The 6050-nt window shown below is 71.0% G+C and carries 7 protein-coding genes; 6 read left to right on the top strand and 1 reads right to left on the bottom strand.

Features of this window, described 5'->3' with window-relative positions:
• Positions 1 to 90: 90 nt before the first annotated feature.
• The 3 genes from CCN72_RS00035 to CCN72_RS00025 all read left to right on the top strand — a co-directional run bounded on the left by CCN72_RS00035 (position 91) and on the right by CCN72_RS00025 (position 2564).
• A complete protein-coding gene (locus CCN72_RS00035; RefSeq protein ID WP_086805776.1) occupies positions 91 to 1308 on the top strand; it encodes a cytochrome P450 in 1218 nt (405 codons plus the stop codon).
• An 11-nt stretch (positions 1309 to 1319) separates the two neighbouring features.
• Complete coding sequence (locus CCN72_RS00030) at positions 1320 to 1514, top strand: ferredoxin (RefSeq protein ID WP_256641318.1); 195 nt, start codon at positions 1320 to 1322, stop codon at positions 1512 to 1514.
• A gap of 297 nt (positions 1515 to 1811) precedes the next feature.
• Positions 1812 to 2564, top strand: a complete 753-nt coding sequence (locus CCN72_RS00025) for a hypothetical protein (RefSeq protein ID WP_086805775.1) — start codon at positions 1812 to 1814, stop codon at positions 2562 to 2564.
• On the opposite strand, the gene CCN72_RS00020 is transcribed toward CCN72_RS00025, so the two are convergent.
• Positions 2522 to 3508 carry an MBL fold metallo-hydrolase gene (locus CCN72_RS00020; protein WP_086805774.1) on the bottom strand — a complete coding sequence of 329 codons (987 nt, stop codon included), beginning with the start codon at positions 3506 to 3508 and terminating at the stop codon, positions 2522 to 2524. The genes CCN72_RS00025 and CCN72_RS00020 overlap by 43 nt on opposite strands.
• 172 nt (positions 3509 to 3680) lie before the next feature.
• On the opposite strand from CCN72_RS00020, the gene CCN72_RS00015 reads away from it, so the two are divergent.
• The 3 genes from CCN72_RS00015 (at position 3681) to CCN72_RS00005 (ending at position 5961) form a co-directional block, all read left to right on the top strand.
• Positions 3681 to 3890: a hypothetical protein gene (locus CCN72_RS00015; protein ID WP_086805773.1), complete on the top strand. Its 210-nt coding sequence runs from the start codon at positions 3681 to 3683 to the stop codon at positions 3888 to 3890.
• Complete coding sequence (locus CCN72_RS00010; RefSeq protein WP_086805772.1) at positions 3877 to 5268, top strand: amidase; 1392 nt, start codon at positions 3877 to 3879, stop codon at positions 5266 to 5268. The genes CCN72_RS00015 and CCN72_RS00010 overlap by 14 nt, the downstream gene beginning before the upstream one ends.
• 129 nt (positions 5269 to 5397) lie before the next feature.
• Positions 5398 to 5961 carry a TetR/AcrR family transcriptional regulator gene (locus CCN72_RS00005; protein ID WP_086805771.1) on the top strand — a complete coding sequence of 188 codons (564 nt, stop codon included), beginning with the start codon at positions 5398 to 5400 and terminating at the stop codon, positions 5959 to 5961.
• Positions 5962 to 6050: the final 89 nt, after the last annotated feature.

The raw sequence follows: 6050 nt of genomic DNA, 5'->3' as shown, positions 1-6050 counted from the left end.
CTAAGGAGAACCCTAGGGGCGGTCATGAGACAACTGCACGTCATACAGCCTTCCCCAGTTCTCCTCCGATGACGAGGTCCGAGGATTTTCATGGTGCATTCGCAAGCTGCCGAGAATCCCTCGGCCCAGCCTTTTCCCACGGCGCGCCCCGCGGGTTGTCCTTTCGACCCGCCCGCTCCCTTCGCGCGAGCACGCGCCGAATGCCCGATCACCCCGCTGCGCTACCCCGACGGGCACATCGGGCAGCTGGTCACCGGTCTGGAGACCGCGCGGTCCGTGCTGGCGGACACCCGGTTCAGTTCGCTGCCCGCCGGGAAGCGCTCGCCGGTGAAGGTGCCCGGCTCGGAGCTGAGCACGGACGCGCTGCCCGCGGGGATGTTCGTCAATATGGACCCGCCCGAGCACACCCGCTACCGCCGGCTGCTGAGCAAGCACTTCACCATCCGGCGGGTACGCGAACTCCGGCCGCGCATCCAGGAATTGACGGACCGTCTGCTGGACGAGATGGCGAGCACCAGCGGTCCCGTGGACCTCGTCCAGGCCTTCGCCAAGCCCCTGCCCACACTGGTCACCTCGGAACTGCTCGGCCTGCCGGAGGCGGACCGCGCGGAGTTCGGACGCCATGTCGACGTGCTCTTCAGCCTCTCCACCACCGGGGAGGAGATGCAGCAGTCGATGGCGATCCTCGGCGGCATGCTCCACGCCCTGATCGCGGCCGCGCGCAAGGACGCGGGCCCGGACATCCTGGGCAGGCTCACCGTGGAGACGGACCTGACCGACGAGGAGCTGCTCGGGATCACGATCGTCCTGCTCATCGCCGGTCTGGAGACCACCACCAACATGCTGGCGCTGGGCACCTATGCCCTGCTGCGCCACCCCGAGCAACTGGCCGCGCTGCGCGCCGACTGGTCGCTGATGGACGACGCCGTCGAGGAACTGCTGCGCTACCTCAGCGTGGTGCAGATCGGACCGATCCGCGTGGCCGCCGAGGACTTCGAGTTCGAGGGGCGGTCGATCCGCGCGGGCCAGGTCGTCACGGTGTCGCTGCCCGCGGCCAACCGTGACCCGCTGGGCTTCGAGGACCCCGACACCTTCGACATCCGCCGCGGTCCGTCCCGGCACATGGCCTTCGGCAACGGCCCCCACCAGTGCATGGGGCACCACCTGGCCCGGCTCGAACTCGCCATCGGCTACGAGTCGTTGCTGCGCCGCTTCCCCCGCCTGGAACTTGCCGTGCCGCCCCAGGAGATCGGCACCCGGGAGATGATGGTGACGTACGGCGTCCTCGAACTGCCGGTGCGCTGGTGAGGGGTGGCCCGGTGACCCGGATCGAGATCGAGATGGACCTCTGCTGCGGCGCGGGAGCCTGCGTCCTCGCCGCCCCGGCGGTCTTCGACCAGAACGACGACGACGGTACGGTGATCCTCCTCGACGCCACTCCCCCGGCCGACCAGCGGGAGGCGGCACAGGAGGCGGCCGCGCGGTGTCCGACGTCGGCGATCAGGGTCGTATGACCACATGGCCGATGACCACGTGGCCGAGCCGTCGACGGACGACTCGCCCGTCGGCGGCACCGGGCTGACGGCGCGTCGCCGGAGCGCACACGGTCGCGTTGCCTGCGGTTCCGCTCGGTGGCGGCACTTCCCTCCCCCGCACCGACGGTGCCTGTCCCCGGCTCCCGCTCTGCCGTAACCGGTCCGGCTCGTAATGGATTTGACGGCCCGTGCCCCTTGCCGGTAGTCGTCGACGCGGACAGCACCGAGGCATCGGTCACGGCGTGAGGCGCCGGCTGCCATACGGGGGAGGGCATCATGCACGCTTGGGGCTGGATACTTCTGCTCGCTCTGGTCGCCGCGGCCGCGGTCGGCAGACAGCTCTACCGGTATCCGGGCGGCTGGAAGTTCGCCTTCGCCTCGGAGTACGGCGCCGCGCGCCGTGATCTCGACCGTGCACGCAGTGCCGTGAGCGGCCTGGAGCGTACCGCGCGCAAGGAGCTGGCCGGTGCGCGCGGTGCCGTCGAAGCCGCTGCCACCGCCCACCGGCGCCGGGTGCGTGACGCCGAGGAGCACCTCGCCCGCCTGAGCGATCCCGGCCGCGGGGTCTACCGCGCCGAACTCGGCGGCCTGTGCCTCTACGAACACGTCCTCGCCGTCTCGACCGACGACTTCAGCGGAGATCTGCCCCTGCACGAGATCGCCGTCCGCTCCGATCACACGAGGACGGCCGGCCACCTCTACCTGGTCGGTCCGAACGGACGCCAGCATCTGGTGACCTATGCCACGGCCGACATCGCGGAGGAGTATGTCCGCAAGTTCGTCGTCGACATCCACAACGCCATCGCCGCCGCCAAGTCGTTCCAACGGGACCGGCCCGCCCAGCTCCGGCAGGCAAAGGCCGATCTGCACCGGGCTATGAACGACACTTCCGCGCAAGAGAACGCCCGGCTGCGCCTCGAACAGGTCACCGCCCGGCAGGGCAGTGACCCTCGCATCCCCGCGGCACGCCAGGGCCTCGCCGCCGCTCACGACCGCTGGCAGGAACTCACCGGGCACCGCCCCTCCTGACCGACCACCGCGGACTCCCTGCCTGTCAGTGGCCCGTGCCCGGCGTGGACGGGCGAGAGTCGATATCCGTCCTGGTGGCGGACCACATGACCGGCCGTGGGCGGCGCGAAATGGGTGCCCAGGACGAGGGTGTCCGAGTCGGCGAGGGAGGCGAGCAGTGTCCGGCGCGAGGTCTCGGACCGGCGCGGGTCGATGTCGACACAGGCGCCGATGGCGGGGTGGGCGAACTGGACCGGGTGGTGGATGCAGTCACCGGTGATCAGAGCCGTCCGGCCTTGGCTGGTCAGCTCGACGGCCACGTGTCCCGGGGTGTGTCCAGGGGTGGGCAGCAGGCGCAGGCCCGGGACGATGTCGGCGCCCCCGGCGGGGACATCGACGAGGTCGAGCAGCCCTGCCTCCTCCACCGGGATCACGGAGTCCCGGAACATCTGCGCGCGTGCCTCCTCCATGTCGTACCCGGCCCAGAACTCCCGCTCGACGCGTGAGGTCAGATAGCGGGCGTTCGGGAAGGTCGGCACCCAACGGCCGTCCGTCTTCCGTGTGTTCCAGCCGACGTGGTCGGCGTGCAGGTGGGTGAGGATCACCAGGTCGACCGAGTCCGGGGGAAATCCGGCGGCGGTGAGCTCGCGCAGGTAGTCGGTGTCCAGGTCGTGCCAGGCGGGGTTGGCCCGTTCCTTGCCGTTGCCGATGCCGGTGTCGACCAGGATGCGCCGGCTGCCGAGGGTGAACGCGAAGCTGTGGCTGTCCAGGCGCAGGATGCCCTCGTCGTCGGCGAAGTGGGGGCGCAGCCAGTCCTGCGCGGCGACGAGGTCCGGGGTGGCGTCGGGCAGCAGCCAGGGTCCGGTCGCGGGCGGCAGAAGGACCTCGTCGATGCGGTGGACGGTGACGTCGCCCAGGGTCCAGGAGGGGGCGGAGGTCGGGGTGGGGGTCGGCTGAGTACTCATGATCCTTCTGTCCTTCGGGGACGACTGCGGCACGGCGAGTCAGTTTCTAAAAGCTATGGGTTTGCTTTAAGGCAAGGTAGCCCCTACGGTGAGCTAACGCAAACGGTTAGCTTTTAGCACTGAGGGGTGCTCTGGGCCACTTCAGCCCGAGGACCCCGGAAACGGAAAACCCATGCCCGACACAGCACTCACCCCGCCAGAGGCGGCCCGCTGGGCCGCCCGTGCCGGGCTTCCGCTGCCCGCCGACCGCCATGCCGCGGTCGCGGCCACCGCCGACCACATCCACTCGGTGGTCTCGATCCTGCGCGAGCTGGACTTCGGCGAGACCGTGCCCGCCGCCGCCTATCGAGCGGGACAGGAGGCGCACGATGCGACCGTATGAACTGCCCCTGACCGCGGCCGCCGAAGCGATCCGGACCCGGCAGCTGTCCCCCGTCGAGCTGGCCGACTCGGTCCTGGAGCGCATCGCGCACAGGGAGCCGCAGCTTCAGGCCTACGTCACCGTCGCCGCCGAGCGCGCCCGCGAGGCCGCCCGTGCAGCGGAACGCGACATCGTGGCCGGCCGCTATCGCGGCCCGTTGCACGGCATCCCCGTGGGCGTCAAAGATCTGATCGACGTCGCGGGTACGGCGACCAGCGCCGGCTCCCGGGTCCGCGCCGATCACCGCGCGCAGGGCGACAGCACGGTCGCCGCGCGCCTGGCGGCGGCCGGTGCGGTCCTGCTGGGCAAGACGCAGACGCACGAGTTCGCCTACGGCCTGACCACCCCGGGGACCCACAACGCCTGGGACACCGGCCGGGTCGCCGGCGGCTCCAGCGGCGGATCCGCGGTCGCCGTCGCCGCCGGCACGGCGACCTTCGCCCTGGGCACCGACACCGGCGGCTCCATCAGGGTGCCCTCCGCGCTCAACGGGGTGGTCGGCCTCAAGCCGACGTACGGCCTTCTCCCACGGCACGGCGTCACGTCCCTGTCCTGGTCGCTGGACCACGTCGGCCCGATCACCCGCACCGTCGAGGACGCGGCCCTGGTCCTGACCGCCCTGGCCGAGCACGACCCCCGCGACCCCGCCTCCCTGCCCACACCCGCCACGGACTACCGGCCGGACGCGGGCACGGATCTGACGGGGCTGCGGGTCGGCGTGCCGCGCAACTACTACTTCGACCACGTCGATCCCGAGGTCGAAGCCGCTGTCCGGCACGCCGTCGGCCAGCTCCAGGCCCTCGGCGCACGCCTCGTCGAGGTCGAGATCCCCATGACCCGCTACATCCAGGCCACCCACTGGGGTCTGATGGTGCCCGAGGCCACCGCCTACCACGAGGCCACCTTGCGTACGGTCCCCGAGCTCTACCAGGCCGATGTCCGGATCCTGCTCGAAGCCGGCGAGCTGATGACCGCCGGGGACTATCTGCGCGCTCAGCGTTCCCGCACCCTCATGCGGCAGGAGTGGGCCCGTATGTTGCGGGAGGTCGACCTCATCGCCGCCCCCACCGTCCCGGCGACCGCCGTCAGGGCCGGTCAGGAGACCATCACCTGGGCCGACGGCACCGTCGAGGGCGTCTCCGACGCCTATGTGCGTCTGTCGTCCCCGGCCAACATCACCGGGATCCCGTCCCTGTCCGTACCGGTCGGCCAGGATGCCGCGGGGCTGCCGATCGGCATGCAGTTGCTCGGGCGACCGCTCCAGGAGAGCGTGCTCCTGCGGGCCGGCCACGCCTACGAGCGGACCCAGTCGGCCCGGGAGCTCGCGCGGGTCGCGTGATCAAGGAAGGACGTGGCCGTGCGGGCGCTTCCGGGGAAGCGCCCGCGCAGGGGGCGGTGCCGACCGCCTGCCCTTCGCCCCGGTGCGGGCGGCTCACTGAAGCAACTATTTCGCTTTAAAGTAGGTGTCATGAGCAGGCAGATGGTTCGCCCCGGGGGACGCAGCGCCCGGGTCCAGGCATCGGTGCATACGGCCGTGCGTGAACTCGCCTCGGAGGTGGGCCGCGACGCCCTGACGGTGCCGATGATCGCCCAGCGTGCGGGCGTGACACCCTCGACGATCTACCGCCGCTGGGGCGATCTCCAGGAGCTGCTGTCGGATGTGGCGGTCGAACGGCTGCGGCCCGAGACCGCGCCCGGGGATCACGGCGCCCTGTCCTCCGATCTCACGGCCTGGGCCGAGCAGTTCCTCGACGAGATGTCCTCCCCCGCCGGCCGCGCCTACATCCGCGACGCTCTCCTCGGCGACCCGGACGGCGGCAACGCCGGCCAGTGCTCCGCCTACGCCGCGGAGCAGATCGACGTCATCCTCACCCGCGCGTCCGAACGCGGGGAGAAGGGGCCTGACATCGAGGCGGTCCTCGACCATGTCGTCGCCCCGCTGATGTACCGCATCCTCTTCCGCCCGGACGGACTCGACGCCGCCTACGCGCGTCGGCTCGTGACAGCGGTCCTCGACCCGGCCGGTCGATGACCGCCGGGCGCCCGAAGTCACCGCGGCCGGGTTCTCCTCCAGGCGCGTGACCTCGGGCAACGGAGTCGACGGCTGCTAGGGCCTGTCTG

The organism is Streptomyces murinus (assembly GCF_002154555.1).
GTDB lineage: Bacteria > Actinomycetota > Actinomycetes > Streptomycetales > Streptomycetaceae > Streptomyces > Streptomyces murinus.
This window is presented reverse-complemented; position numbering and strand designations above follow the sequence as displayed.

Coding starts and splice junctions, on each gene's coding strand:
- CCN72_RS00035 (WP_086805776.1), top strand. CDS start 91: ATGGTGCATTCGCAAGCTGCCGAGAATCCCTCGGCCCAGCCTTTTCCC.
- CCN72_RS00025 (WP_086805775.1), top strand. CDS start 1,812: ATGCACGCTTGGGGCTGGATACTTCTGCTCGCTCTGGTCGCCGCGGCC.
- CCN72_RS00020 (WP_086805774.1), bottom strand. CDS start 3,508: ATGAGTACTCAGCCGACCCCCACCCCGACCTCCGCCCCCTCCTGGACC.
- CCN72_RS00015 (WP_086805773.1), top strand. CDS start 3,681: ATGCCCGACACAGCACTCACCCCGCCAGAGGCGGCCCGCTGGGCCGCC.
- CCN72_RS00010 (WP_086805772.1), top strand. CDS start 3,877: ATGCGACCGTATGAACTGCCCCTGACCGCGGCCGCCGAAGCGATCCGG.
- CCN72_RS00005 (WP_086805771.1), top strand. CDS start 5,398: ATGAGCAGGCAGATGGTTCGCCCCGGGGGACGCAGCGCCCGGGTCCAG.